The sequence below is a fragment of the Bradyrhizobium sp. LeoB3 genome, from assembly GCF_055456055.1.
This window is the reverse complement of the sequence record NZ_JBVBEF010000398.1, coordinates 1-366: the sequence shown is the minus strand read 5'-3', so window position 1 is coordinate 366 and position 366 is coordinate 1. Positions and strand designations below refer to the sequence as shown.

General features: G+C 58.5%; 1 pseudogene. It reads left to right on the top strand.

The features are described from left to right. Nucleotides 1-155: 155 nt before the first annotated feature. Nucleotides 156-366 (top strand): annotated as a pseudogene (locus ACZXDY_RS46500) (IS5/IS1182 family transposase); the annotation flags it as partial.

Genomic DNA, 366 nt, shown 5'->3' with positions numbered 1-366 from the left:
TCCAGCGGGCGTTCTCAGACGTCGTGCAGCTCATAAAACCGTTCGATTTCCTCCAGGATCCTGACATCCGGAGACGGTTGGATGCCCATTTCGTGGATCAAGATACATGACCGGGCACGCACGTCACTTGCGACTGTCATCAGTTGACCTAAAAACTCGAGGCGGTCGCCGACCGTGGCTAGTTCGACGGAGGGGAGATATTAGCCTGCGAAGAGGCTGGCGTTGCAGTCACCTTGCCCAAGCCCATGACGTCGAACGCCGGAGGGCCGGTTCGGCAAACAGGACTTCGCTACCTGCCTGATGAGGACGTCTACCGCTGCCCATCCGGCCAGCTGCTGCCCTATCACTACACCAACATCGAGCATG